This is a genomic window from Blautia coccoides, from assembly GCF_034355335.1.
Taxonomy (GTDB): domain Bacteria; phylum Bacillota; class Clostridia; order Lachnospirales; family Lachnospiraceae; genus Blautia; species Blautia producta.
Genome location: NZ_CP136422.1, coordinates 3521479 through 3545608 on the forward strand (window position 1 = coordinate 3521479; position 24130 = coordinate 3545608).

The 24130-nt window shown below is 48.1% G+C and carries 24 protein-coding genes; 1 reads left to right on the top strand and 23 read right to left on the bottom strand.

Translation table 11 applies throughout. From position 1 onward, the window contains the following. Positions 1-5 precede the first annotated feature (5 nt). The 3 genes from recG to BLCOC_RS15855 all read right to left on the bottom strand — a co-directional run bounded on the left by recG (position 6) and on the right by BLCOC_RS15855 (position 4203). Positions 6-2063, bottom strand: a complete 2058-nt coding sequence (gene recG, locus BLCOC_RS15845; protein WP_115622738.1) for an ATP-dependent DNA helicase RecG — start codon at positions 2061-2063, stop codon at positions 6-8. A 115-nt stretch (positions 2064-2178) separates the two neighbouring features. Continuing rightward, a complete protein-coding gene (locus BLCOC_RS15850) occupies positions 2179-3828 on the bottom strand; it encodes a DAK2 domain-containing protein (protein ID WP_115622739.1) in 1650 nt (549 codons plus the stop codon). Positions 3829-3846: 18 nt separating this feature from the next. Beyond that, positions 3847-4203 (bottom strand): Asp23/Gls24 family envelope stress response protein, encoded by a 357-nt coding sequence (locus tag BLCOC_RS15855; RefSeq protein ID WP_018598008.1) that lies wholly within the window; start codon positions 4201-4203, stop codon positions 3847-3849. A 217-nt stretch (positions 4204-4420) separates the two neighbouring features. On the opposite strand from BLCOC_RS15855, the gene rpmB reads away from it, so the two are divergent. After that, a complete protein-coding gene (gene rpmB / locus BLCOC_RS15860; RefSeq protein ID WP_018598007.1) occupies positions 4421-4609 on the top strand; it encodes a 50S ribosomal protein L28 in 189 nt (62 codons plus the stop codon). 310 nt (positions 4610-4919) lie between these two features. Here rpmB and BLCOC_RS15865 read toward each other — a convergent pair whose 3' ends face one another. The 20 genes from BLCOC_RS15865 to rsxC all read right to left on the bottom strand — a co-directional run bounded on the left by BLCOC_RS15865 (position 4920) and on the right by rsxC (position 24126). After that, positions 4920-5342, bottom strand: coding sequence for a GerW family sporulation protein (locus tag BLCOC_RS15865; RefSeq protein WP_029468801.1), 423 nt, complete (start codon positions 5340-5342; stop codon positions 4920-4922). A 33-nt stretch (positions 5343-5375) separates the two neighbouring features. Next, the gene (locus BLCOC_RS15870; protein ID WP_115622740.1) at positions 5376-6401 is read right to left on the bottom strand and encodes a hypothetical protein; all 1026 of its coding nucleotides are present in this window, start codon (positions 6399-6401) and stop codon (positions 5376-5378) included. 11 nt (positions 6402-6412) lie between these two features. After that, on the bottom strand, positions 6413-6751 hold the full coding sequence (locus tag BLCOC_RS15875; protein ID WP_018598003.1) for a hypothetical protein: 339 nt from the start codon (positions 6749-6751) through the stop codon (positions 6413-6415). A 24-nt stretch (positions 6752-6775) separates the two neighbouring features. Further along, a complete protein-coding gene (gene pap, locus BLCOC_RS15880) occupies positions 6776-8302 on the bottom strand; it encodes a polyphosphate:AMP phosphotransferase (protein ID WP_115622741.1) in 1527 nt (508 codons plus the stop codon). Between the two features lie 106 nt (positions 8303-8408). Further along, positions 8409-8861 carry an NUDIX hydrolase gene (locus tag BLCOC_RS15885; protein WP_018598001.1) on the bottom strand — a complete coding sequence of 151 codons (453 nt, stop codon included), beginning with the start codon at positions 8859-8861 and terminating at the stop codon, positions 8409-8411. A gap of 438 nt (positions 8862-9299) precedes the next feature. Beyond that, positions 9300-10796, bottom strand: a complete 1497-nt coding sequence (locus tag BLCOC_RS15890) for a peptidoglycan D,D-transpeptidase FtsI family protein (protein ID WP_115622742.1) — start codon at positions 10794-10796, stop codon at positions 9300-9302. Then, positions 10708-12099, bottom strand: a complete 1392-nt coding sequence (locus BLCOC_RS15895; protein ID WP_018597998.1) for an FtsW/RodA/SpoVE family cell cycle protein — start codon at positions 12097-12099, stop codon at positions 10708-10710. The genes BLCOC_RS15890 and BLCOC_RS15895 overlap by 89 nt, the downstream gene beginning before the upstream one ends. An 8-nt stretch (positions 12100-12107) precedes the next feature. After that, positions 12108-14321 carry a U32 family peptidase gene (locus tag BLCOC_RS15900; protein WP_115622743.1) on the bottom strand — a complete coding sequence of 738 codons (2214 nt, stop codon included), beginning with the start codon at positions 14319-14321 and terminating at the stop codon, positions 12108-12110. 91 nt (positions 14322-14412) lie between these two features. Continuing rightward, positions 14413-14820 (bottom strand): cell division protein ZapA, encoded by a 408-nt coding sequence (locus BLCOC_RS15905; RefSeq protein ID WP_018597996.1) that lies wholly within the window; start codon positions 14818-14820, stop codon positions 14413-14415. Between the two features lie 122 nt (positions 14821-14942). Next, positions 14943-15947 (bottom strand): Holliday junction branch migration DNA helicase RuvB, encoded by a 1005-nt coding sequence (gene ruvB / locus BLCOC_RS15910; RefSeq protein ID WP_018597995.1) that lies wholly within the window; start codon positions 15945-15947, stop codon positions 14943-14945. Positions 15948-15959: 12 nt separating this feature from the next. Beyond that, positions 15960-16577 carry a Holliday junction branch migration protein RuvA gene (gene ruvA / locus BLCOC_RS15915; RefSeq protein ID WP_018597994.1) on the bottom strand — a complete coding sequence of 206 codons (618 nt, stop codon included), beginning with the start codon at positions 16575-16577 and terminating at the stop codon, positions 15960-15962. After that, entirely contained in the window at positions 16574-17065 is a 492-nt protein-coding gene (locus tag BLCOC_RS15920) for a Gx transporter family protein (protein WP_029468796.1), read from the bottom strand. The genes ruvA and BLCOC_RS15920 overlap by 4 nt, the downstream gene beginning before the upstream one ends. A gap of 149 nt (positions 17066-17214) precedes the next feature. Beyond that, positions 17215-17586, bottom strand: coding sequence for a NusG domain II-containing protein (locus BLCOC_RS15925; protein ID WP_115622744.1), 372 nt, complete (start codon positions 17584-17586; stop codon positions 17215-17217). Positions 17587-18120: 534 nt separating this feature from the next. After that, on the bottom strand, positions 18121-19122 hold the full coding sequence (locus BLCOC_RS15930; RefSeq protein WP_115622745.1) for an FAD:protein FMN transferase: 1002 nt from the start codon (positions 19120-19122) through the stop codon (positions 18121-18123). Continuing rightward, a complete protein-coding gene (locus BLCOC_RS15935; RefSeq protein WP_029468793.1) occupies positions 19122-19910 on the bottom strand; it encodes an RnfABCDGE type electron transport complex subunit B in 789 nt (262 codons plus the stop codon). Before BLCOC_RS15935 ends, BLCOC_RS15930 begins: the two co-directional genes overlap by 1 nt. Before the next feature lie 13 nt (positions 19911-19923). After that, positions 19924-20505, bottom strand: a complete 582-nt coding sequence (locus BLCOC_RS15940; RefSeq protein WP_018597988.1) for an electron transport complex protein RnfA — start codon at positions 20503-20505, stop codon at positions 19924-19926. Positions 20506-20517: 12 nt separating this feature from the next. Then, complete coding sequence (gene rsxE / locus BLCOC_RS15945) at positions 20518-21219, bottom strand: electron transport complex subunit RsxE (RefSeq protein ID WP_029468792.1); 702 nt, start codon at positions 21217-21219, stop codon at positions 20518-20520. Position 21220: 1 nt separating this feature from the next. Beyond that, on the bottom strand, positions 21221-21835 hold the full coding sequence (locus BLCOC_RS15950; protein ID WP_018597986.1) for an RnfABCDGE type electron transport complex subunit G: 615 nt from the start codon (positions 21833-21835) through the stop codon (positions 21221-21223). Further along, a complete protein-coding gene (locus tag BLCOC_RS15955) occupies positions 21832-22791 on the bottom strand; it encodes an RnfABCDGE type electron transport complex subunit D (RefSeq protein WP_029468791.1) in 960 nt (319 codons plus the stop codon). The genes BLCOC_RS15950 and BLCOC_RS15955 overlap by 4 nt, the downstream gene beginning before the upstream one ends. 12 nt (positions 22792-22803) lie before the next feature. Further along, positions 22804-24126: an electron transport complex subunit RsxC gene (gene rsxC / locus BLCOC_RS15960; protein WP_115622746.1), complete on the bottom strand. Its 1323-nt coding sequence runs from the start codon at positions 24124-24126 to the stop codon at positions 22804-22806. Positions 24127-24130 lie beyond the last annotated feature (4 nt).

Consider the following 24130-nt stretch of genomic DNA (forward strand, 5'->3'; position numbering starts at 1 on the left):
TTTCTCTACAGTCCCGGCAACTCCAGCCGTTCCTTCGCGTAATCCAGAAGGCGTTCTCTGAGCCTTCTGTGCTGTTCCAGCGATAGATCCGGGTCCAATGTAAGGATCGCGCCTCCCGCTTCACTGGCTTCCTTTAAAACCTGGGCATCCTGGTAAATATCAGCCAGAGCGAATTCCATGTCACCGCTCTGACGGATTCCGAACAGATCTCCAGGCCCCCGCAGCTTCAGGTCCTCTCCCGCGATCTCAAAACCGTCATTGGATTTTACCAGTATTTCCAGACGCTCTTTTGTCTCCTGGGCATCCTGTCCCTGCATAAAGATACAATAAGACTGGTATTCCCCCCGTCCCACCCTTCCCCTGAGCTGATGAAGCTGGGCCAGGCCGAACCGCTCTGCATTCTCTACCATCATGACTGTGGCATTGGGAACATTCACACCGACTTCCACCACTGTTGTGGATACCAGGATCTGTATTTCCCCTGATGCGAAAGCACTCATGATCTTGTTTTTCTGGGCGGGCTTCATCCTGCCGTGAAGCGGCTCTATTCTTATAGCCGGAGGCATAATGTTTCGCAGGCGCTCTGCATAATCCAGAACATTTTCCGCTTCCAGCCCCTCACTCTCCTCCACCATGGGACAGATGACATAGACCTGTCTTCCGGCCTGGATTTCCCGCTCCATAAAAGCATATGCTTTTGGCCGGTAAGATATATCCACCACACAGTTTTTGATCGGCAGCCTTCTTGCCGGAAGTTCGTCAATGACAGAGATATCCAGATCTCCATACAGGATGATCGCCAGGGTTCTGGGAATGGGAGTTGCGCTCATGACCAGGACATGAGGCTTCTCTCCCTTTTTTGAGAGATCATCCCTCTGGTTTACGCCAAAGCGGTGCTGTTCATCCGTCACCACCAGGGCCAGGTTCTCATACACTACCTTTTCCTGGATCAGGGCATGCGTCCCCACCACCATCTTCACCTGGCCGGATGATATCTGCTCATAGATGATCCGCTTTTCTTTGGCGGTACAGGAACCGGTCAGCAGCACCGGCTCGTAGTTAAGCCCCTGTTCCTCTAACAGTTCCTTCAGAGCTTTAAAATGCTGGGCGGCTAGAACCTCTGTGGGAACCATAAGGGCAGACTGATATCCATTGGCCGCTGCCAGTATCATAGCTAAAAAAGCAATGATGGTCTTGCCGCTTCCCACATCTCCCTGCACCAGTCTGGACATGAGGGTATGGCTTGTCATATCTCGCTCGATCTCTCCCCATACCCGCCGCTGGGCATTAGTCAGGGGATAGGGCAGATTCTCTATGACATTTTCAGTCTCCCAGACAGGCTTAATGGTAAAATGGCTGGCAGTATCCTGGGTCTTTTCTTTCATCATGCGCACAGCCAGGATGAAAAACAGGAATTCATCAAACACCAGCCTTCTTCTGCCGAGAAGCATATTCTTTTTATCTCTTGGAAAATGGATCTCGGAAACGGCAAAATTATATTCCGCCAGGTGATAGTGACTGCGGAAGTCCTCCGGCAGATACTCCTGCACCACTTCCTTTTCCTCCAATGCCTGATGCATGGTCTTGACCACCAGCTTATTGGTAAGCCCCTTTGTAAGCCCGTAAACAGGATACAGGGTATGCAGCATCTCCCCGTACTTTTCAGGTGTGAATATCTCCGGATGCTCCATGGTAAGATGCCCCTTTTTCTCCGTGACCATTCCGCGGAATATGTAACAGCTTCCCGAAGCAATGGTATTTCTCAAAAAAGGCATATTATACCAGGTTAAGGAAAGGCTTTTCCCCTCCTCTTTCAGGGCAGCCGTCACCACTGTCAGTCTACCTGTACTGCGCACACCTACCTTACCCGCGATCCTACCGGCTACTGCTGCCTTTTTCCCCGGTTTCAGTTCTCCGATGCCCACCGGCTGTCCGTATTCATCATAATCCCTGGGATAATACCTGAGCAGGTCGCCCACGCTTTGTATCCCCAGCTTACCAAATAATTTTTCTGTTTTCTCTCCAATCCCCTTGATAGAACGTATTGCATCTGCTTCTCTCATCTTAGTAACTCCATCCCTGCCTGTTGCTTCTGTCTCTCTTTATCGAGTAAAGAAGAGGTGTTTCCGCAGCAGAGAAAAGCCGCGTCCACACCTCTTATCCTTTCAATCCCGCAGGTTATTCCACGGATACCACATAATAATAAATCGGCTGACCGCCGTCGTTTACTTCCACATCAAAATCCGGGTAACGCTCCTCCAGCTTCTCACCCAGACGCTGTGCATCCTCAGAACTTACCTCAGAACCGTAATATACGCTGATGATCTCTGTATCCTCATCCACCATAGCGTCGATAGTTTCCATGGTAATCCCTTCCACGCCTTCCCCTACAGCTAAAATGCCGTGGTCACCGATTCCCATAATATTGCCCTGGCGGATTTCTTTGTCATCAATTTTTGTGTCTCTCACCGCATAAGTAACCTGACCTGTCTTCACATTGCCGATGCAGTTCAGCATCTCCTCTGTGTTCTGCTCTACGGACTTCTCAGGAACATAATTGATCAGAGCCGTTATACCCTGGGGTATGGTCTTGGTGGGAATGACAATGATATTTTTATTCTCTGTCAGATCCCTGGCCTGATTGGCTGCCAGAATAATATTCTTATTGTTGGGGAATACAAAAATGTTCTTGGCATGTACCTGTTCAATGGCTTTCAACACATCCTCTGTACTTGGATTCATGGTCTGGCCGCCTTCGATCAGATAATCAGCTCCCAGATCACGGAAAATGTCTCCCATACCGTTTCCTACGGATACCGATATAAATCCCACTTCTTTTTCCGGCACGGCTTCTCTTTGCTGTGCTGCCAGCTTCTCAGCCTCTTTGATCACCTTTTCATGGTGCTCCAGGCGCATATTGTCGATTTTCATATTGGAGAGCTGGCCGTAAGTCAGAGCCTTCTGGATTGCCATACCAGGATCATTGGTATGTACATGCACCTTTACAATTTCATCATCCGCCACAACTACCAGGGAATCACCAATAGACATGAGATATTCCTTGAAGGCCTGTTCCTCTTTTTCCGGAAACTCCTTTTCCAGCATTATGATAAATTCTGTGCAGTAGCCGAATTTGATGTTGCTCTCCTCTGCAGATACCGGTCTGGTCATGCCTGAGGATTGGGGCTTTTCAAAATTCATGTCAATCTCTTTGCCCAGATAACCGTCATAAGCGCCTTTGAGGACCTCCAAAAGTCCCTGGCCGCCGGAATCCACAACACCTGCCTCTTTCAGAACAGGGAGCATATCCGGTGTTCTGGAAAGTACGTGCTCCGCATGAGCGATCACATCCGCAAAGAAACAGCCAAGATCCCCGCAGTCCTCTGCGATCTCCAGCGCCTTGTCCGCTGCTCCTTTGGCCACTGTCAGGATCGTTCCTTCTTTTGGCTTCATAACAGCTTTATAGGCAGTCTCCACACCTTTCTCAAACGCTTTTGCAAAGGCAGGTGCATCCACGGTGTCGTAATGCTCAATGGTCTTTGTAAAACCTCTCAGAAGCTGAGAAAGGATAACACCTGAGTTTCCTCTTGCCCCGCGCAGGGAACCGGAAGAAATGGCTTTTGCCAGTGTCTTCATAGTCGGATTCTCAAGCGCACTCACTTCAGAAGCGGCAGACAGAATCGTCAGTGTCATATTCGTTCCCGTGTCACCATCCGGTACAGGGAATACATTCAGTTCATTAATCCATTCTTTCTTAGCTTCCAGATTTTTGGCACCAGCCAGAAACATCCTGCCAAGCATATTCGCGTCAACGGTATTGGTATTCAAAACAAGTTTCCTCCTTAATTAATCGATTACTCTTACGCCTTCTACAAGGATATTGATCTTCTCTATAGTCAAACCGGTAAAATCCTCCACGCGGTATTTCACATTGCTGATGAGATTGTCTGATACGGCAGAGATACTCACGCCGTATGCAACGATCACGTGAAATTCCAGGGTGATCTTATTATCGGTGATGATGACATTGATTCCATGCTTCAGGCTGTCTTTCTTCAGGAGCTTAACCAGCCCGTCCTTCATGCTGACTGCCGCCATGCCTACGATTCCAAAACATTCGACTGCCACGCTTCCTGCATAAGTAGCGATGACATCCGTATCGATCATTATTTTTCCTAATCCTGTATCAACAAGTCCATCCATGCACGGACACCTCCATAGCTTTTTTCTTGGCCGCTGCTCCTTACATACCCCGGGCAGCCGCTTTTTCATAGAACCATTCTAACATATCTTTCCCAAAAACGAAATATTAATTTAAAATTTTTATATTTTCACTTGCAAATCCTGTAATCTTCTGTTAAAATAACTATTGTTGTGAGTTTGTATACACGGACTTATTCTATGTTAAGGAGGTGCTACCATGGCAAAGTGTGCAATTTGTGAAAAAGGTGCTCATTTCGGGAACAACGTGAGCCATTCCCATAGAAGATCAAACAAGATGTGGAAATCCAACATCAAATCTGTTAAAGTAAAAACAGCAAACGGTGCTGCAAAGAAAATGTATGTTTGTACTTCCTGCTTAAGAAGCGGTAAAGTGGAGAGAGCGTAAAGAAAGAGGAAAGGCCTTGTCCGATGAGACAAGGTCTTTTTTTGTCCTCTTCTATCTTCTATTCATTCAGCAGCAGAACAGATTATACCCTACCAGCATACAGAGTGCCGCAAGTAATACCATAAGGAAGCTCTTTGGAAATATCAAGGCAAGAAACAGCCCTACTCCAATCCAAAACAGTAAAAATCCAATGAGTCTCTGCACAGTCTCTCTGTTTCTCCTTTTGCCTGTTTACTTTAATATATGCAAAAAGCCGCCATGAATGACATCCTGGCGGCTTTTTGTTCTCAGAGTGTGTATGAAAATCTCTTTACTCCTCTGTTTTCTCTTCCTCTGCTTCCTGTTTCACAGACTCCGTTTTCTTTGCAGGTTCTGCCGCGGCAGCCGCCTCCTCTTTTTTGCCGTCAGTGAATTTATTTACAAAATCAGGCACCATATCCAAAATCTTGGTAAGACCGTCCTGGTTCTTCACATTGACCAGTTTTGTGCCGCCTTTGGATATCACTAATACTGCACTCGGTGAAACCTTACCTCCCATACCGCCGCCGCCGTTGTTCTTCTTGTCATCGGCAAATGCGCCTGCGGCCACACCGAAGGATACGTCGATCAGCGGAAGGATAATGGTATCCCCCACAGTGATCGCCTCCCCCACCACCGTTTTTGTTGTGATAAAGCTATCCATTCCCTTGAAAAGAGAGTCCACTGTTGTCTTAAAACTATTATCTGAAGCCATGGTTATTTCCTCCTTAATGTTTATTTCCGTCTGTTACCTGTCTTTTTTGAATTTTTTTCTAAGCTCCTTCACATTGGAGTCTCTGAACAGTTTCCAGACAGTACGCAAAAATACAAACCCGTACATCCTTCCCCAGACCTGTGCCCGGCCTTCTAAAATGACTCTGTCAAAATAGGGGTGAAGGGAAAAGCCTCTTCCGTAAAGGGGATAGAAGATACTGGCTGCGGCAAGCACCTGCCCTGTAAGCGCCGGGTCATCAAATCCAAAATAAATGTCACCCTTTATTTTCCTGGGCCTTACATGTCCTATAATGCTTCCCAGCTCTCCAAATACCAGAGTCTTTGCTCCCAGAAAGGACTCTGAGGACAACAGTTCTCTGATTTGTTTTATTTTACCATAAATCTCCTTAGCTGTCCGCCTGAAATTTACAAAAGCCGCTTTTATTTTCCCGGGAAGCGCAAGGATTTTTTTTATAGTCTCTGCAATTTTAACAAAAATACTTCGTATCTTGTCTACAGGATTTTTTTTATGCGAAGAATGCCTCTTTGTTTTTTCTTTTCCATCACCGCCGGCACTGTTTTCTAAGACCGGAGGCTTTGGCTCTTCCTTTGGCTCTTCCCTTTCCTTTACGGCGTTCCCGTCACTTTTGTCCTCAACCTCCAAAAGTGCCTGTTCTGCACTGCGGACCGGCGCTGTGTGTGTGTTCTCTTCCGCAGCCGTAAGCTCCGGTTTCTTCTTCCGGCGTTTCTTCTTCTGCCGTTTCTGTCTCCAGGCAGTGATTTTTTTCAGCACCACATCCACGGGGATTCCCAAAAAACGGATGGAAAGATGTATCCCGTCCGTCTCGGAACCATATCTGCCTGTGACAAATATCAGATGAAACAGCCAGGAGATCTTCACTTTTCCCTCGTACTTCCCCTCTTCCCGGAAAGCGCTTCCGTAGTAGCGCACCGGTACAAAGACCAGTGACAGCAGAAGGAGAAGAAGCAGACACAAAATTGTCAGCAGCAGAATTCCGATTATTTTTAGTATACCCAAAATTATATGTATCAGCATCATCTTCCCACCTGTCAGTCTCTTTTTTTCTCCTGGGTTGTCTTTTGAAGGAGCCAGCCGCGGATATCCATGGCACCTGTATCCTCATAGACTTCTTTTGCGATCTGTTCCACCAGGTCCACAGCCTCATAATATCCCGAGCACAGCCCTACGATCATGGGACAGTTCCTCCTGACCGGCTTCTGCAGCAGGTAATTGGCGGAAATGATTTCCAGGGAATTGGCCGGATTGACAGCAAGGGTCACCAGATAGACATCAATGACCCCTGCACCCTGATTGATCTTCCGTATCAGCTTTTTTTGTTTCTTTTTTGCATTATCGCCAACATACAGATTCTTATACCAGTTTAACATAAATTTCCATCCTTAATTGGATTCCTATTCTTTCAGCCTTCTCTCAATTGCAGTTACAACAGATTCCAGCACCTTGACGCGGGCATAATATTTGTCATTGCCCTCCACAATGATCCACGGTGCATAGGAGGTGGAGGTCCGAATGACCATCTCATTGACTGCCTCCTCGTACTGATCCCACTTTTCCCGGTTTCGCCAGTCCTCATCCGTAATTTTCCACTGCTTCTCCGGATTTTCCATGCGCTCCTTGAACCGGCGCTCCTGCTCATCCTTGTCAATGTGCATCCAGAACTTCAGCACAATGGCACCCGAATGAGCCAGATGGGCTTCCATATCATTGATTTCCTTATAGGCCCGCTGCCATTCTTCCTTGGTGCAGAATCCCTCAATACGCTCCACCATCACTCTTCCGTACCAGGTACGATCAAATATGGCCACATGGCCCGCCTTGGGCATATCCTTCCAGAAGCGCCACAGATAATGATGGTTCTTCTCCACAGCGGAAGGTGCCGCCGTGGGATTCACCACATATCCTCTGGGGTCCATGGCCTCTGTGAGGCGCTTGATCGCGCCGCCCTTTCCCCCTGCATCCCATCCTTCAAATCCAAGCACCACAGAGATCCTGCGGCTGTACAGCTCGCTGTGAAGGATCGCCATGCGGTCCTGCAGGTCTTTTAATCTCTTCTTATACTCTTCCTTTGTATAGGACAATGTCAGATCCGCTTTGCTGAGAGTTGAGGATTCCAGAATTTTTTTGGACAGTGGTTCATATTCTCCCAGATCCGCTTCTGCCCCGGCCTCCACTTTCTTTGTCTCTTCCTCTGTCTGCTTTTGTGCCTTAACCTTCTCTATTTTCTCCGTCAGGCTGTCAATGACTGAGGAGAGTATTTTTACTGTGGCAAAACGCCGGTCCATGGCCTCGATAATGGTCCATGGTGCACACTCTGTCTCTGTCTTTTCCAGCATTTCCTCCAGCATGGCCTTGTAAGTGCCGTATTCCTCGTTGCGCTTTAAATCTGCCTTGCTGACTCTCCAGGCCGTTTCCTTATTGTCCAGAAGATTGTCGAAGCGCTTCTTCTGCTCTTTTCTGCTGATATACATAAAGAATTTTATCAATACAGCGCCGTCATCTGTGAGAGTCTTCTCAAACGTGTTGATCTCCTGGTAAGCATACATCAGTTCCTCCGGTGAGATTTTCTCCTCAAACCTGTCCACAGACACTCTTCTGTACCAGCTTGTATCAAAAATGGCAATCCTGCCCTTCTCCGGTGTCTTAGTCCAGAAGCGCCATAAAAACGGATACATACGCTCTTCTTTTGATTCCTGTTTGATGGCAAAAACTTTAAATCCCCTGGGGTCCAGCGGATGTATCAGCTTATTGATCTGCACACCCTTTCCGGCTGCTCCGAACCCTTCAAAGAGGATCATGACCGGAATCCCCAAATCCCTGCATTCTCTCTGCAGGCGGGAGAGGGTTCCCTCCAGAACCTCCATCTTTTCTTTGTACTCCTCTTTCCCCATCTCTTTTGTCAAATCAATCTGCTCTAACATATGGCTACCTCCTCCATTTTTTATAAAAGCTCTGTTGTCTGACTCTATCCCTGCAAAAGTACAAAAAGGGGCTGGAAAAACCAGTCCCTTCTCATCAGCTGAATAACTAAAAATACTTTTTGTTTCCCCACAGATTTGACTTTTTCAAATCCAGGTATTCATTATAAGCCTTTTCCAGAATCTGCTTTTCATTGGAAAACCGTAATAGATGGTAAGCTTCATGGAACTTGTAAAAACCGGAGTCTACAAAGTATTCATCTCTCTGCGGCCGGCTGTAATAACTGTTGGCAGCCATGAGATACCAATAGACATCCTTTTCCACAGTATCTTCCGGCACACAAAAACTATACTGGCTTTTTCCTACATATTTGATGATATTCGCGACTACACCTGCCTCCTCATTCACTTCACGCAGTGCCGTGTCCTTATAGTCTTCGCCTTCTTCTACTGTACCCTTCGGCAAAACCCAGCCCTCATATTTGTGCTTATAGGATTTGTACAGGGTCAGTATCTTTCCCCGATATATTACCACCCCGCCACAGCTCGTTGCTTCAATCATAGTGCAAGTCCTCCTGTAAAACCCTTTTCCGGGTCAGCGTTGTGTTTCGTTGGTATTAGTATAACTCTTTTTGGATACCTGTGCAAGGGATAAAATGGAAACTGGGGCGACGGGGGGATGAATGCGGACGGAAGAGGAAGGGAGCGGCCGGGAGGCAGCCAGGTGTGCGAGCGAAGCGTTCCGCTGCCAGGGAGCTAACCTGCTCCCAGATACTAAATTCATCGGCAATGGCCTCTTCATTAAGTATCTGGGGCAGGTGGATCTCCCTGACGCTCCACTGGAACATCGCTCACACACCTGGCTGCCTCCCGGCCGCTCCCTTCCTCTTCCTGGTTTTCTAGAGCCCGCACAGTTTTCTATGTGGGAGAGAAAAAAAACAATTATGTGGGACGGGTGATATTATTTGTGATACTCTTGGTGTCACAAATAGTGATATTTTTAGTAATAAAATTCGTTGAAAACTTCGTGGGCGATGGGGACTGCTACGGAGCTGCCGGTTCCGGCGCCTTCGGCTATGACGGCGATGGCGATCTGGGAGTCTCCCATGGTGGAATATCCTACAAACCAGGAATGGGTTCTGATATCTCCGTCAGAGCCGTAGTATTCTGCCGAACCTGTCTTGCCGGCTGCGCTGTAGTTCTCTCCGCTTAATGAGGACGCGGTTCCCTGGTTTACTACGGCTTCCATGAGGTTCTGCATCACAGTGGCTTCGCTGCTCTCCAGGATACGCTTATATTCTGCGGGTTTGGTTGTTTTTACCACGTCGCCGTTCACATTCTCCACGTGATCCACATAGTATGGCTTCATCAGCACACCGTCGTTGGCGATGGCACTGACGATCATGGCCATGTGCATAGGTGAGACCAGGGTATTTCCCTGTCCGATGGAGGTCTGCATAAGGAGCGGTTTGCCCGGATGCTCGCCCAGGTCAAATTTGCTTTTGTTATACTCAATGGGAATCGGAAGCTTGCTGTTAAACAGAAGGCTCTCTGCCGTCTGGGTCAGTTTTGATTTTCCTAAGTCCACTCCAATGCTTGCAAAGGCGCTGTTGCAGGATTTGGCAAACGCTGTGGTGAAATCCTCCTCCCCATGTACTTCTCCGTCATAGCAGGTGATGGTATGGCCGTCCATGGTAATGCTGCCTTCACAGTTGTAGTCGTATCCGTCTATGCTGCCGTGGGCCTTCAGATATGACAGGGCTGTCACGATCTTAAAGGTGGAACCAGGGGGATAAGCCCCTTGTGTTGCCCGGTTTAAAAGACTGCTGTTTGAGCTGTCGCTGATCAGATACTCCCAGTCCTGGGCCACAGTATTGGGATTGAAATCTGGCTTGCTCACAGAGGCCAGGACTGCCCCGGTCTTTGGCTCTATGACCACAACAGCTCCCCGGTTGTCCCCCAGGGCATTATAGGCTGTCTGCTGCAGGGAAGTGTCCAGTGTGCTGACCACATTGTCCCCCTTGTTCTTTTCGCTTTTCAGCTCATTGGCTGCCTGCGAGAGATAGCCGTCGTGGGAAGTCATGAGCTGGAAATTCGCCAGGGATTCCAGGCCGTTCTTTCCGTTGGCATCATATCCCACCACATGGGCAAACACATTGCTGTAAGGGTACACTCTGGTTTCTGAACCGTCGTCATTTACCTGTGTATAGGCCAGAGTCTGTCCGTCAGAAGACAGAATACTGCCGCGGACCACCCGGTCCTCGAACTGATCCTGTCTGGTGTTGTAAGGGCTGCTTATCACACCCTCCCGCTTCACCGCCTGGAAATAAACCATATATCCAATCAAAGAAATAAAGATACCCACGAAAAAATAACTGACTATGGCATATTCCCGGTTCCGGGCTCTCTTAGCCTTTAATTCTTTTTTCTCTAACGCCTTCTCTTCCTTTAAGAGACGCTTCTCTTCTTTTTTCTTTTTGCTTTTCAAGTTCTTCATCCTCGTCTTCTCTCAAAATATATAACCCCTGGATAATAGCCAGCATAATGATGGTGCTCAGTACAGAGCTTCCGCCGTAGCTGACAAGGGGAAGGGTAATTCCCGTCATGGGTATAAATTTTGTCACGCCGCCGATGGTGAGAAACACCTGAAACGCATATTCCGTTCCCAATCCCAGCGCGATCAGCTTATAAAATGGTTTCTTGATCTGCAGTGAAATATTGACTACCAGCAAAAACATGCTCATACAGATCAGGATCAGGCACATGGCAAAAAGTCCGCCCAGCTCTTCACAGATCGCAGCAAACATATAGTCCTGCTTCACAAAGGGGATCATTTTCGGTGACCCCTGACAAAGCCCCATACCGAACAGGCCGCCTGTGCCGATGGCAAAAAGCCCCTGCACGATCTGATACCCTGCCCCCTCATAGACGGAGAAGGGATTTTTCCAGGCGACTACCCTCTGGCGCACATGGCCGAAGAGGAAATAAGCGCCCACAGCCGCCACACACCCTGAGCCAAGTCCTGCCAGCAGGTACAACGGCTTCTTGGTAGCCACATAGAGCATGACCACATATGTGATGAAAAACACCAGGGCACTTCCCAGGTCTCTGGATATGACCAGAACCAGCACATAGGCAGCGGCAACTGCCGTTGTGATCACATGATCCCGAAAATCGGCCTTTTTCCTGTATAACCTGCAGGCCGCAAAAAATACAAAGATAATCTTGACAAACTCTGAGGGCTGAAACGCAAATCCGCCGATGGAAATATTGATCTTGGCTCCATTGACATTCTTACCCAGAACAAGCACCACCAGGAGCAGAAGCATGCCTGCCGCAGCATAAAACCAGGTCCACTTGTTCAAAAAACGCAGCTTTCTTATCATTACCGGGATAACCATAGCAATGACTGTGGCGATCACCACGATCTGAAACTGCCGTACCGCGGATTCCGTGTCCAGTCTGGCCAGCATGATAAATCCCACGGAGAGCAGCATACACATATGGTTCAGCAAAAGCAGGGATGCCTTTTTGTAAAAAATCCTATATAGTACCTGAACCGCTATAAAATACAAAAGCTGTGCTCCGAAAAAATAAATGACTTCCATCTTTTCCGTCTTGAGAAAGATCACAAGAAACGCCACAAAATCCATAAAGAAGATCACGATAAGCTGTTTTCTTAAAATGTACCGCTTATCATCCTCAGCCTTGTATTTAAATACACTGAAACTCTCCAGCGTATAGAGGGCTGCCAGTATCAGCAGCAGATATTTGGAAAGTTCTACAATTAAATTAATCAAATCTTCACCTACTCCACGCCCCGTTTAAAATGCCCCTTTGTAAATTCAGGCACCTGGCCGGGTACATCTTTATTTTTCTTGTAAACATCCAGAAACAGATCGAGCAGTCTTCCAGTTTCAGCTTTCCCTTCTATGGTAAAGTTCATACGGACAGCCGAAACCGATGCGGCTTTTATCTGCTCTGCTTCTCTTAAAAGTCCGGTGGGAACACTGTTGTAGATCACATTATAACAGAAATTGCACTCACACTGGGCTGCAAAGAAATTCCCATACCTGTCCTTCAGTCTGGTAAATCCGCCTTTTTTGTCACAGACGTTATATGTCTTTTTCAGACATTGGGCTGAAATCATCATCGGATAGTTCCCATAGATGATCCACTCACTGTTTTCATTGTCTCTGCGGCGTATCTCACCGCCGTTTTGCTCCAGCGGAACTGTGGTGCGCAGTACCCCCTGTTCTTCCAGAAATGCCTTAGACTCATCGTTAAAGGCATACAAAGAGTGATCGCATACCGCCTTGTCTGCAAGCCCCAGCCTCTTTAAATATCCCAGCTCTTCTAAGTTCCGCACGAGAAAACCGTCCAGGCACCCTGCCAGATTCACAAGCTCTGCCTCTTTGCGCTCCAATATGCCCTCTCTCTGGATATAAGGAAATGCCAGATAACACTCCTTGCCAAACTCTTTTATATATTCAACAGCGTATCTGGTCTTCTCCTCAAAGCTCTCTCCCCAGAACATGGATATACTGCAGTAAATCCCATCCACCTCTGCCCGTCCAAGGGCCTCCTCCATCTGTTCCCAGGTCTCTACCGATACATAAAAATCTTTGGAAGCTTTTTCCTTCTCCATTTTCACATTCTTATTCATCCCGGCGGCATTCATGCTCTGCCCGCACAAGGCACGCCTGTACGGCATAAGGCATTCCTTCGCCAGCTCTTCCAAACCTTTTCTTCGCAGTTCATTCAGACTCTGCATAGGCAGAAATCCCTGTTCATCTGTCTGCACATCCAGGCGTTCAAATACAAACGGGGTGCTCCCTGTCTTCTCCATCTGCTTTTTCACCCGCTCTGCGCTCAGCGGTTGGTTCTGGGCCGGCTGTACCGCTTCTCCCTGTACCTGTATATGGATATTTCCGTATTCCAAGTCCAGTATAGCAGGGCTTCCACAGAATAGGATTACATTTCCGTAAATTTTTTCTTGCAATTTCTTGTCAACATATTGAACTTTCAATTGCGAAAATAATTCCTCGTCACGTCTTCCCGGCCCGTTTTCTCTGTTATCCCGGGCTTTCAGATTCTGCACAGCTATCATATTCCTGCCGTTGTGCTGTTTATAATATCCCTCATTAAATCCGTCTCTTTGGTATAATTTCAAAAGCTCCTGCCTGTCACACTCCAGGACACGATAGTTCTTTGGATCCTTTTCATATAAGTCCAGATATTTTCTGTAGATCCGCGTAACACCCGCCGCATATTCCGGCTTTTTCATCCGCCCCTCGATTTTCAGGGAATAGACACCTGCCTTCAAAATCTCAGGAAGGATATCAATGGTACACATATCTTTGGGACTCAGGGGATATTCCTCTTTCCTGCCGCCAAGCTTTTTCTCTCCGTCATATACTTCATAGGGAAGCCGACAGGGCTGGGCACATCTTCCCCTGTTGCCGCTTCTACCTCCCAGCATACTGGAAAACAGACACATACCGGAATAGCAGTAGCAGAGTGCACCGTGGATAAAGCTCTCAATCTCCATGCCTGTCTCCTGATAAATCCTATGAATTTCCTCCAGAGACAGCTCACGGGCTGTCACGATCCTGGATGCTCCTGCTTCTTTTAAAAGCTGTGCCCCATTTGCTCCCGTCACGGCCATCTGGGTACTCACATGGATAGGCAGTTCCGGAAATTCCCTCCTGATAAAAGAGAGAACCCCATAGTCCTGCACGATCACACCGTCCACGCCCCGCTCATAGTAAGGAGCCAGGTAGGTATATAACTGCTCCTCCAGCTCCCTGTTTTTCAGCAGGGTATTCACTGTCATATAAATTTTCTTTCCGTGCAGGTGAGTGAAATCTATGGCCTCAAGCAGCTCATCCGCGTCCGGGTTTTTGGCATATGCCCTGGCCCCAAACATCTTACCGCCAATATAGACCGCATCCGCCCCCGCTGTCACAGCGGCCCGCAGCCCCTCATATGAGCCGGCAGGCGCCAGCAGTTCTGCTCTCATAATCTGTCTCCTTCAAAAATACTGTTGATAGAAAAAGGGCGTGTTGCTTCTGTCCGAAGCGCGCCCCCTATGATTCTGTGTTCCGGAAGTTTTATTTTAAAAGTTCTTCCAGTTCCTTTTCCAGTTCCTCTATTCTGTTCTGCAGCTTATCTAACTGTTCATTTTTAAGTGCCACATCTTTTCTGGCATTTTCAAGCTGTACCTGGCTGGTGATCAGGTCGTGTTTCAGATCATACATTTCCCTGTCCTTGGCTTCCAGGTCCTCCTCAAAAATTTCCGCCTGACGCTTTGCTTTAAAATAATCATCTGCCACATTCAGGCTCAAAAGCGTATGTTTTGTCTCCACGGACTGACGGCTGTAACCTGGGAGCTGTCCCAGTTCCGTCATTTTATTGTTCATATAAGATGCAACCTTCTGCAGGTATTCTTCACTTTCATATCCGCTCAGGGTAATAATCTTGCCTCCGATTAAAACCTGTGTAGTATTCTTTACTGCCATTCAAGGGCTCCTCCCGATTCTCATTCATGACAACAGAAAGTTCACGGAGCGTGCTTTCCATTGTCTGCATTTTATTTCCACTGTCTATTATAATCGAAATATGCAGAAAAACAACCTTTTTCTCATTCCCCTGTCTGATCCAGTCCCAAATGGTGATATGCCAGTTCACTTGCCACTCTTCCCCTGGGGGTTCGGAGAAGGAATCCATTCTTGATCAGATAAGGTTCGTAGACATCCTCAATGGTACCGGAATCCTCTCCAATTGCCGCGGCAAGGGTATCCAGACCCACAGGCCCGCCGGAAAAACGCTGGATCACAGTGGTGAGCAGCAGCCGGTCTGTCTGGTCAAGTCCATACCTGTCCACCTCCAGAAGGTCCATGGCAAAATCGGCAACCTCTTTTGTGATCTTCCCGTCATACCGCACCTGGGCAAAATCCCTGACTCTCTTTAAAAGCCTGTTTGCAAGTCTGGGGGTACCTCGGGAACGTTTTGCCATCTCCCAGGCGCCTTCCTCGTCGATCTCCACGCCCAATACTTTTGCGGAATGCAGTATAATGATCTTCAATTCCTCTTCCGTATAAAATTCCAGATGATGCACAACTCCGAATCTGTCCCGAAGAGGTGCCGTCAGAAGGCCTGCCCTGGTAGTGGCTCCCACCAGAGTAAATTTTGGAAGATCAAGCCGGATAGAACGGGCAGCAGTACCCTTTCCTATCATGATATCAATGGCATAATCCTCCATTGCCGGATAGAGCACTTCCTCCACCTGTCGGTTCAGCCTGTGTATCTCATCCACAAAGAGCACATCATGCTCCTGCAGATTGTTAAGGATGGCTGCCATCTCCCCCGGCTTTTCAATGGCCGGACCACTGGTCACTTTCATATGTACTCCCAGCTCATTGGCTATAATGCCTGCCAGCGTAGTCTTGCCCAGTCCGGGAGGCCCGTAAAACAGTACATGGTCCAGCGCATCATTTCTCTGTTTTGCAGCTTCTATATATACCTTCAGGTTATTCTTTGCCTTTTCCTGGCCGATATAGTCGTCCAGATATTGAGGGCGCAGATTACCTTCTATTTTCAGGTCTTCTTCTATTACGTCTGTGCTAATCACTCTTTTTTTATCCATGCTCTCATCCCACTAAAAATTCATTTTCTTCAATGCCTGTTTCAGTATCTCCTCCACGTTCATATCAGGAGACACATCCACCTGCTTCACAGCCCGCAAAGCCTCGCTGCCGGAATAACCAAGCGCGGTGAGCGCCTGCACAGCTTCCTTTTTGGCATCCACAAGATCACCTGTCTCCGCCTGGGAGGCTTCCTGCACATGCATGGTCTTTGTATCAAATGCCTCCTGCAAATCCAGCTTGTCCTTCAGCTCCAGTATCATCTTCTGTGCCGTCTTCTTTCCCACACCGGGCGCTCGGGAAATGGTCTTAATATCATCAGAGAGCACTGCAAACCGCAATTCATCGGCAGACAGACCGGAAAGGATCCCAAGGGCCGCCTTCGGTCCGATCCCGCTGACTCCCAAGAGCATCCTAAACATTTTCAGATCATCCCGTGTGAGAAAGCCATACAACTGCATGGCATCCTCCCGCACATGGAGATGTGTATGTATTTTCACCTCCTGTCCCGGACGCAGGGTGCCATCCAGGGCAGAGGCGGGCATGGATATATTATATCCTATGTCACCGCATTCCAGGATCAGTTTTTCCTCTTCTATTTCAACTACTTCGCCTTTTAAGTATGCAATCATGTCAAGTCCTTTCCAGGTATTCGTTTCATAATCTCACCGGACAGAATACCGATCAGCAGTCCGGTCAGCAGCCCTGCTATCAGAAGCACGGGAAGGTAATAAAAAAGATTCACATTCTCCACCACACAGACCGCAATGAGGATCTGTCCGATATTATGTGTCACACCGCCGGCAATGCTCACTCCGGCCACAGAAAAACTGTCGTTTTTTTTCAGCAGCACCATGACCAGCAGACTAAGCGCTGCCCCAGACAGACTGAACAATATGGAAAACAGATTTCCGAACAAAAATCCGATCACCAGTATTCTTATAAAAGAGACTGCTGCTGCCTCTCTCCAGCCAAAAAGGTACAAAAGGATCACGGTCACCAGATTCGCAAGTCCCAGCTTAATTCCCGGTATCCCCGCAAAAACCGGGAGCAGAGTTTCCACATATCCAAATATAATGGCAAGTGCCGCAAACAGCCCCATATACGCTGTCTTCCTCATAACTCTCTCTCCCTTACAGTCTCACGGTCCAATAACACCATCCATGCTGTCCCACCGCCTCTGTGTCCCATGCAATTCTGTGTCTTTGCACTTATGCATTCCACGCACTTATATGTCCTTACACTTCTGCAATCCATGTACCTATTCCTTTATGATGCGACCGCATCAGGGCCATCAGAAGGCTTCCCGTCTATGATCTCTAGCACGACCCTGTTTGGCAGACAGACAATAGTACCGCCTTTTTTTGATATCTTCTTCTGCTTCATACAGAGATGATCCGGACAGTCCGCCTCTGTCATAGTCACAGAGCCATCTTTGATCACACACACATTTGTATCACCAATATGGATCACCTGGTCTTCCTCCAATGAATAAATCCCGTATTCTTCTCCGTCCACAGTGATACGAAGCTGTGCTTTTTCGTATGTAAACTGGCCTCGTATATAGGGAATAAACCAGCATAAAAAAGCGATCAGCAACACTATGCCAATCAGTTCCATATCTCTTTTTTTTATTTTCATTTTTACATTCTAACATAAGAAGGGGCAAAATGCAAATGTACGTTCGCAGTCGATATAATAGGCAGAAAAAAAGACCGGACAAGAGCTGCCAAAGCCCTGCGGTCTGCCAATACCAGGAAAGTGCTTGCAGCGTGTTGGGGGCGGGAGGGTAGGTATCCTTGGGCGAGGTTAAGTGGAAGGTTCTACGGTAACAGTTCAACCTTCCTCTGTCCCGCGAGGTGTTGCCTTGCATTTGCAAGGCAATCCCGAGGCAACCACGCGCCAGACTGCGTTTTTTGCAGTCTGTGTGCATGCTTTTGTTGCTATGAAGCCGAAAGGCTGAATAGCAACGTCCTACGAGATCCACTGCTTACTAAGACTTAGGCGCAAGCCCATTGGCGAACGTCTTAGTCGCAGTTCTCGACAATAGGAAGTTCGCACAGCGTACTTTCTATTGTATGCAGTTAGCTCGGAGGTTCTGGAATCTCGAGCCCAAGGATACACACCCGCCGCCCCCCCCCCCCCAACACGCTGCAAGCACTTTCCGTCCCCCTCTTATTCTTTCAATTCCACCCCACCCGTCTTCTCCACCGTCCCATCTTTCATCACAAACACAGCCTCCACCCCAGAACTATCCTCAATCATCTTCCTCCCCTTTTCATACCCCAATATCAAACAACTGGTACTGAGCGCATCCCCTTCCAGAGAACTGTCTGATAAAACAGTCACCTGCGCCAGATCTGTCTCCACCGGATATCCTGTCTTTGGGTCCAGCACATGATAGTATAATTCCCCGTCAACTTCAAAATACCTCTCATATATCCCTGAGGACACCACAGAAGTCCCCACCGAGTCCACATAGGACACGATCTCATTTCTCTCAGCAAAAGGCTTCTGGATCCCAATCTCCCAGGGACTTCCATCTTCCTTCTCCCCGATAGTAAGCACGTTTCCTCCAAGATTGATAAAACCCCTTTCAATACCTTGGGAAACCAGATATTCCTTAAGCCGGTCCGCTATATACCCCTTGGCCAGCGCGCCTAAATCCAGCATGGTATCCTGCTCATCAAACCGCACTGTATTATCCGGTTCCAGATGTACCAGGGAATAATCCACCTTTTCAAGTACCTTTTTGATCTGCCCCGCATCCGGGACTTTCGGATTTTCGCTTTTAAAGTCCCATATATCAGACAGCGGGGCCACAGAGATATCAAATCTTCCGTCTGTCTTATCATAATACTCCTTCGCGCAGGCAAGCAGAGCGTACAGATCATCTGACACGGCCACTTCATTTTCTGTCCTGTGGTTCAGGCGGTAAAGCTCACTTTCCTCTTTTGTTCTGCTGAAGGTATTCTCATATCCGCCGCACATGGCAAACACTTCATCCAGCAGCTTTTCTCCCTGTTCTTTACTTTCACAATAGATGGAGACAGAAATCATGGTGTCAAAAAAGAATCCCTTTTTTGACACCATGTCTTTTTTCTTCTGTCCGCAGCCGCCCATAAGGAGACAGACGGCTGTCAGACATATTAAAATATAGATTTGTTTCTTATTCATCAGCAAATGATCTTCCTCGGGCAGGTCTCCTGACACTTGCCGCAATTGGTACACTTTTCTGGATCAATATGTGCCAGATTGTCCTCAATAGCAATCGCCTGTGCCGGACACTCACGCTCACATTTTTTGCAGGCAATGCAGCCAACCTTGCAGGCATTCATAACAGCCTTTCCTTTTTCTCTGGAGTTGCATGCCACTGCGTGCTGCTGCTCATAAGGGATCAGCTCGATCAAATGTCTCGGGCAAACGGCCACACATTTACCGCAGGCCTTACATTTTTCCTTGTCCACCTGGGCAATGCCGTTCACAATATGTACCGCGTCAAAAGGACAAACCTTAACGCAGCTGCCGGAGCCCAGACAGCCAAAGCTGCAGGATTTTGCTCCGCCGTTCTGCATCTGGGAAATCATCTTACAGTCCGAAACACCTGTATATTCATATAATTCCGTGGTTTTTTCACAGTCACCGGCACATTTTACAAATGCGGTCATGCGTACTGTGTCTCCCACTTCCTCGCCCATAACAGCTCCAATCTTGGCTGCCACGGGTGCACCGCCCACGGGACAGGCATTTACAGGTGCCTCTCCTTTTGCGATGGCTGCCGCAAGGCCGTCACAGCCCGGATATCCGCAGCCTCCGCAGTTGTTGCCCGGAAGCTCCTCCCTGACTAAAATTTCTTTTTCATCTACTTCTACGGCAAATTTCTTTCCTGCTACTCCCAGGAAGACTCCGATAAAGAGGCCTACGCCGCCTACCAAAACCGCCGCAATTACAATTCCTGTAACCATATTTTGCGCCTCCTCAGATTATGCCGGAAAAGCCAAAGAAAGCAATGGCCATCAGACCGGCTGTCAACAGTACCATGGGAAATCCCTGGAAATATTTCGGAATATCATTGTATTCCATCTTCTCACGAAGACCTGCCATGAGTACAATGGAGATGGTAAAGCCAACGGCTGTGGCAAAACCATTTACCGTGCTCTGAAGCACATTGTACTCCTTCTGCACATTGATGACCGCAACACCCAAAACGGCACAGTTGGTAGTGATCAAAGGCAGATAAACACCCAGACTCTGATACAGCGCCGGCATAGACTTTTTCAGGAACATCTCCACGAACTGTACCAGGGCAGCAATGACCAGAATGAATACAATGGTCTGCAGAAACTGCATGTTCACATGGGGATTTGCCAGCAGATACTTATAGATCAGACTGGTTACCAGGGAGGACAGGGTGATAACAAAGACAACTGCCCCGCCCATACCGGCTGCCGTCTCAATTTTCTTGGAAACGCCGAAGAACGGACACAATCCCAGGAACTGGCTCAGCACAACGTTGTTTACTACCGCCGCGCCGACCGCAATAATCAATAATTCTTTCATGCTCCTATCCTCCTATTTCTTCTCCGTGTTGTCGTAAAATTTGCCGCTGCAGGATTTGTTGCCGCAGGTTGCGCAGCCGCCTTCCATACAGTGTACTGGATGCTGCTCTTCTTTTGGCTTCCTATCCTGGGATCTGGCACGCAGAGCCGCCAGAAATGCCAATACGAAGAAGGCACCCGGTGCCAGGATGAAGATGGTTGCCGGCTCATAAGCACCCGGCATGATCTGCTTTCCAAATATGGTTCCCGCACCGATCAGCTCACGGAATGCCGCCAGAATGGTAATGGAGACAGTAAATCCAAGCCCCATACCGATACCGTCGAAAATAGAAGCAACCGGAGTATTCTTAGATGCAAAGGATTCTGCTCTTCCCAGAATAATACAGTTTACCACAATAAGAGGAATATAGATTCCCAGTGAATCATAAAGCGAAGGAATAAATCCTTCCAGCAAAAGCTCAACCACAGTAACAAAGGATGCCACGATAACAATATACGCAGGCATACGCACCTTATCCGGTATGATATTCCGGAGAAGGGAAATAAACAGATTGGACATCATGAGCACCGCTGTAGTAGTAAGTCCCATGCCAATGCCGTTGATGGCTGCTGTTGTAACTGCCAGAGTCGGACACATACCCAGTACCAGAACAAAGGTAGGATTTTCCTTGATGATACCGTTATACAGACGCTCCGCAGGTGAATTTTCTCTCATCCTATTCAGCCTCCTCTACACAATACTGGAATGCACACAGACCTGCATTGACACCGCCTGTCATGGCCTTGGACGTGATAGTTGCACCGCTCAAGGCGTCAATCTGGCTGTCTGTCTGTGCCCCGGTCTTGGTCACTTCAAATTTGTCAACTTTTTTATCTTTAAACTGATTTTTGAAATCATCCTTTTGGGCATTCATGCCAAGGCCGGCAGTCTCACCGATTTCCAGGATTTCAATTCCGTTCATGGTACCGTCATTCTTTATTCCCATTGAAAATGTAATATCTCCGCCGTAACCTTCGGAAGTCGTCATGTTGATGGCATATCCCAGCACTTCGCCCTGGGCGTCAACAGCTTTCATGACTTCATTGACTGTCTGGGCAGTATAGCCGTTCTCCGCCAGATATGCGGACAGATCGGCATCGTCAGCCTCAATATACGGTTCAAAAGAATCCGCGTCTGAGAAAACAGCCATATAAGCTTCCTGCTTTTTCGTCTCTTTCTGCTGGGCAATCGGATCTTTTGTTATCTGATAAACCAGACCCAAAAGCAGGCCTGAAATCAAAGTGATCGCGGTAAGAATCAGCGTATCTTTTAAAATCGTGCTCTTTTTCATGCTTTCTTACCTCCTTTTCCGAATGCAACCGGCATGGTGACACGCTCAATGAGAGGCACCAGCAGATTACAGAAAATGATGGCATAGGAAACGCCTTCCGCTGAACCGCCGAAAATACGGAAAAGCCCGGTAAACACACCAAGACAGACACCATAGACCAGCTGTCCTTTCTTCGTGATCGGAGTGGTCACATAATCGGTCGCCATAAACCACGCACCTAGCATCAGGCCGCCGCCGAAGAGATGTGCTGCGAGATAGCTCATATCAAAACCATGTCCGCCGAAAAGCAGTACAAACACGGCAAAGGTACCGATATAGGTAAGCGGGATCCTGCAGTCAATGACCTTTGTTCCCAACAGAACAGCCGCGCCGATCAGAATAGCCAGTGCAGAGGTCTCACCAATGGTTCCCTGTACATTGCCCAGAAACAGGCTCATAACATCAACACTCTCTCCAGCTTTTAAGGCAGCCAGAGGGGTAGCACCTGATACGGTGTCCACCACTTTGCCCCAGGCATTTTCGGGAACGGCAAAATTTGTCATCCTGCCTGTGAAAGAGATCAAAAGAAAGCATCTGGCTGCAAGCGCCGGGTTCATAAAGTTCTGTCCCAGTCCGCCGAAAAGCTGTTTTACCACCAGGATCGCGAATATCCCGCCGATGACCGGTATCCACCAGGGTGCGGACGGCGGCAGGTTCAGAGCCAGAAGAAGACCTGTCACAGCAGCGCTGTAATCTTTGATGGTCAGCTTTTTATGCATAAAATGTTCATAAACAGCCTCAGTAGCCACGCAGGTTGCCATAGATATGAGGATCAGCAAAAGCGCGTGAGGCCCAAAATTATAGATACCAAATAAAGCTGCCGGCAGCAGCGCGAGCAGTACCGTGCCCATAATGCCGCTGGTACTCACCTTCGACCGCACATGAGGCGAAGATGAAATATGTAATAAGTCACTCATGTTATTCTCCTCCTACTTTGGCTTTTTCCTGTTGGCAAGAACCATTTTTCTCATGGACCGGACGGACTGGGTCAGAGGCCTTTTGGCCGGACAGACGAAGCTGCAGCAGCCGCACTCCACACATTCCATACCATTGAATTTCACAAACAGTTCTTCCTGTCCCTCTTCTGCATAAGTTGCCAGACGGGAGGGAACAAGCCTTGCGGGACATCCGCTGACACAGCGTCCGCAGTTGATACAGGCCGACTCTTCATTGGCCGCCACCACGTCTTTTGACAGACACAGAATGGCAGATGAAGTTTTCACAATGGGCACATGATAATCAAACATGGCAAAACCCATCATAGGGCCGCCGGAAACAACTTTCTCCACAGTGCCTTTAAAGCCCCCGGCAGCCTCGATCAGTTCCGCAAAACTGGTGCCGGTCTTTACACGGAAGTTCTGGGGATTAGCTATGCCGTCCCCTGTCACAGTGACTATTTTCTCAATTACAGGGCGTCCCTCCAAAACAGCCCTGCAGATAGCACAAACCGTATCTACGTTATCCACAACGCATCCCACATCCGCAGGAAGCATAGAGGAATTCAGTTCTCTGTCTGTAACAGCATTGATCAGACAGCGCTCAGCGCCCTGAGGGTATTTCGTTTTGAGGGTCTTCACCTCTATACGCGGCTCATCCTTCACAAACTCTGTCATCTTTGCAATACAGTCCGGTTTGTTGTCCTCAATGCAGATACATCCCTTTGCGTTGTCAAAAAGCTTCAGCATGCACTTCAGCCCGCCTACCACCAGATCAGGCTGTTCCATCATCCGCCGGTAATCTGATGTCAGATATGGTTCACACTCGGCTCCGTTTACCAGGACATACTCAATTTTGTCCGGCTCCTTCGGAGACAGTTTCACATGAGTGGGAAAACCTGCGCCGCCCATACCGACAACACCGCCGTCCTGGATCCTTTTGATGATCTCCTCTTTGGAAAGAGAATCCAGAGAGTCCACTTTCTGCATTTCAATGCTCTCGTATTTCCCATCATTCTCCACGGTAATGGCATCCACCATATTACCCATGTTATTCCGAACCTTGCCTACCGCGGTTACGGTACCGGAAACGGATGCGTGAATGGGTGAGGAAACAAAACCTCCCGTCTCAGCAATTTTCTGCCCGGCCAGTACATGGTCACCCTTTTCCACAATGGACTTTGCAGGTGCGCCTATGTGCTGTGATAACGGATAGACCAGCTCTTGTTTCGGCAGGTAATCCGTTATAGGCTTGTCTTTTGACAGTTCTTTTCCATCATAAGGGTGTATGCCGCCCTTAAAGGTTAAAAACGCCATGTGT

Bases quoted from the DNA above. Each gene is read 5' to 3' on its own strand.
- BLCOC_RS15940 (WP_018597988.1), bottom strand. From the start codon at position 20,505: ATGAAAGAATTATTGATTATTGCGGTCGGCGCGGCGGTAGTAAACAAC.
- BLCOC_RS15900 (WP_115622743.1), bottom strand. From the start codon at position 14,321: ATGAGAGCAGAACTGCTGGCGCCTGCCGGCTCATATGAGGGGCTGCGG.
- BLCOC_RS15875 (WP_018598003.1), bottom strand. From the start codon at position 6,751: ATGTTAAACTGGTATAAGAATCTGTATGTTGGCGATAATGCAAAAAAG.
- pap (WP_115622741.1), bottom strand. From the start codon at position 8,302: ATGTTAGAGCAGATTGATTTGACAAAAGAGATGGGGAAAGAGGAGTAC.
- BLCOC_RS15870 (WP_115622740.1), bottom strand. From the start codon at position 6,401: ATGATGCTGATACATATAATTTTGGGTATACTAAAAATAATCGGAATT.
- recG (WP_115622738.1), bottom strand. From the start codon at position 2,063: ATGAGAGAAGCAGATGCAATACGTTCTATCAAGGGGATTGGAGAGAAA.
- BLCOC_RS15930 (WP_115622745.1), bottom strand. From the start codon at position 19,122: ATGAATAAGAAACAAATCTATATTTTAATATGTCTGACAGCCGTCTGT.
- BLCOC_RS15855 (WP_018598008.1), bottom strand. From the start codon at position 4,203: ATGGATGGACTTGTTGATACAGGATTAGGAAAAATAATGATCGATACG.
- ruvA (WP_018597994.1), bottom strand. From the start codon at position 16,577: ATGATTGCATACTTAAAAGGCGAAGTAGTTGAAATAGAAGAGGAAAAA.
- BLCOC_RS15925 (WP_115622744.1), bottom strand. From the start codon at position 17,586: ATGAAAATAAAAAAAAGAGATATGGAACTGATTGGCATAGTGTTGCTG.
- rpmB (WP_018598007.1), top strand. From the start codon at position 4,421: ATGGCAAAGTGTGCAATTTGTGAAAAAGGTGCTCATTTCGGGAACAAC.
- BLCOC_RS15935 (WP_029468793.1), bottom strand. From the start codon at position 19,910: ATGGTTACAGGAATTGTAATTGCGGCGGTTTTGGTAGGCGGCGTAGGC.
- BLCOC_RS15950 (WP_018597986.1), bottom strand. From the start codon at position 21,835: ATGAAAAAGAGCACGATTTTAAAAGATACGCTGATTCTTACCGCGATC.
- BLCOC_RS15920 (WP_029468796.1), bottom strand. From the start codon at position 17,065: ATGAGGAAGACAGCGTATATGGGGCTGTTTGCGGCACTTGCCATTATA.
- rsxC (WP_115622746.1), bottom strand. From the start codon at position 24,126: ATGGCGTTTTTAACCTTTAAGGGCGGCATACACCCTTATGATGGAAAA.
- ruvB (WP_018597995.1), bottom strand. From the start codon at position 15,947: ATGGATAAAAAAAGAGTGATTAGCACAGACGTAATAGAAGAAGACCTG.
- rsxE (WP_029468792.1), bottom strand. From the start codon at position 21,219: ATGAGAGAAAATTCACCTGCGGAGCGTCTGTATAACGGTATCATCAAG.
- BLCOC_RS15955 (WP_029468791.1), bottom strand. From the start codon at position 22,791: ATGAGTGACTTATTACATATTTCATCTTCGCCTCATGTGCGGTCGAAG.
- BLCOC_RS15890 (WP_115622742.1), bottom strand. From the start codon at position 10,796: ATGAAGAACTTGAAAAGCAAAAAGAAAAAAGAAGAGAAGCGTCTCTTA.
- BLCOC_RS15905 (WP_018597996.1), bottom strand. From the start codon at position 14,820: ATGGCAGTAAAGAATACTACACAGGTTTTAATCGGAGGCAAGATTATT.
- BLCOC_RS15865 (WP_029468801.1), bottom strand. From the start codon at position 5,342: ATGGCTTCAGATAATAGTTTTAAGACAACAGTGGACTCTCTTTTCAAG.
- BLCOC_RS15885 (WP_018598001.1), bottom strand. From the start codon at position 8,861: ATGATTGAAGCAACGAGCTGTGGCGGGGTGGTAATATATCGGGGAAAG.